The sequence below is a fragment of the Streptomyces sp. NPDC002958 genome (assembly GCF_055563255.1).
On the sequence record NZ_JBVHDS010000076.1, the window covers coordinates 1 to 1,896 of the forward strand.

General features: G+C 64.5%; 2 protein-coding genes. Both read right to left on the reverse strand.

Going from position 1 to position 1,896, the window contains the following annotated elements; genetic code table 11:
- Window positions 1-166 precede the first annotated feature (166 nt).
- Window positions 167-586, reverse strand: a complete 420-nt coding sequence (locus ACZ3IC_RS34130) for a hypothetical protein (RefSeq protein ID WP_467422607.1) — start codon at window positions 584-586, stop codon at window positions 167-169.
- Between the two features lie 395 nt (window positions 587-981).
- Window positions 982-1,896: hypothetical protein (locus ACZ3IC_RS34135; RefSeq protein WP_467422610.1), on the reverse strand; the 915-nt coding region annotated here is incomplete at its 5' end.

A 1,896-nucleotide genomic window follows, 5' to 3' on the forward strand; every position in this document is an offset into this window, starting at 1 on the left:
GCCTTCTCACGGCTCTCCAGCACTGCCCGCAACGACGGCATCCGCCACCTCCGCATCACCAGGACGAACACGACGGCCTCAGCCTGCCTGGAACATGAAGCAACCGCGACTGACCTGCAGAAACTCGCACATCAGATTCGGAAAAGAGACACCTTCTAACAAAGCCCTACCAGGGAAGCGGCGGAGGTGTGGGGTTGGATAGCGTGCCGCCCACTACAATTTCCCCGACCACCATGCGGTGGACTATGTCACCGAACTGACGGCACGTGACCACTTCGCACCGGGTGACGGTTCCGGCGATGGCGTACTCGATCAACGTGAGCACGCCCAGGCCCTCTTCACACATGTACCTGTCCAGATTCAGCTCCCGCGGGCCGAGCCAGACTTCATCGTCAGTGTCGAACTTTCCCTTGAACGCCTGAGTGGATAGCACGACACCTTCGCCCAGGGCATCTTCCTTGATCTCTTCTATGGCCTCCTCCCACACCCTGCGGGCATCGGTGGACATGGCTTTAAGGACCCGTTGAGCCTTGAGTCGTATCTCGGTGTCGATCACGTGTCCAGGTGCCGGGAACTGCATCGTCAACTTGTATTCCTTCACTGGTATCGGGGAACAGGAGGAGACGCCCCCATTGTTCCCCGAAGCCGCGTTCAGCGGGACTGAATCACGTCGCTGACCCCAGGTCGGCGATGCGAGCTTCGAGGTCGCGGACGACCACGACCGGTGGTGCGATCAGTCCCCAACCGGCCACATTGCCCAACAGTCCGAGCGTAAGCCGTCATTACGGTTCGGGTCGTTGCCGCTGCGGGATACAAATCCCGTCCCCGCTACCATGCGAACAGGCCCCTCGAGCATCAGGCTGAGGGGCCTGTTCGCATCCCAGTTCCGTCGGCGGCTCAGGCACCGCCGGGGTGTACGAAGCCGTATCCTTCGCGCACCGGACTCAAGACCTCACTGCTGCCCCGGGCCCGGGCAACCCGTCAGGTCCACCCTGCCGCACGCATCATGCTGACCAACACGCGCTCGGCCGCCTCCTTCTCGTCCTGGTTCACCTCGACGCTCTCCCAGCCCAAGTCCTCGGCATACCTCAGTACCCCGAACAGCGTCTCGTGATCGTCGGCGCCGCGAGGGCCCTCAAAAGGCGAGATCAGGACCGGCGACAGCGCTTGCCGCACCCAGTCGGCGACGGTGGCCTCATCTCCCTCGGGCATCCACGAGTAGTAGGGCACTCGCCCGAGTTCGCCCAGCGCCGCCCTGAGGGTCTCGAACTCCGAGCCGGGGCGTGGACCGGCCGCGTGGTCGAGGGCGTCGGCGAACGCGGCGAGCAGTGCGAGATCCGCCTCGGCCACCTCAACGGTGGCCAAGTGCACCACGCTCCCACCGTCGGGTCCCACCAGCAGCAGCATGTTGGGCGGGTACTCCTCCGTCCCGTCCACCAGCTCCTCCGTCCCCTCGGGTAGTGCGTTGCGCACCTGCCAGTACGCATCGAAGACGTCCTCAATGGGCGCGCCGGGAATCGGCACCCCCCCGCTGTCCCGGTAACCCATAAGCACCCCCTCATGGTCCAGGAGCATGTCCATTCGGAGTCTCAGGATCAGTCCGTCCAGTTCGTACAGGCTGGCCAGGGCATTCCGCACGAGCGGCAACAGCAAGGTGCGGGTGGGGGATCGGCGCGGCGGCGGCAACGGTTGGCCGCCGGCTTGGGTGCGATCGTTCGCGCGCATCGCCTCGGTGTACCGCATGCCGGTTGCCCGGCTCTGCTCTCGGAGTTCCCGCGTACGCTTCCGCGACTTCCTGGGATGGCTAGTACTCCAGCCGTAGATCGTGATCTTGCTGGTAGGGCCGGTGTGGGCATGGGTGCGGCCACCGTTGATCATCGTGAGTTGTGTGGACTG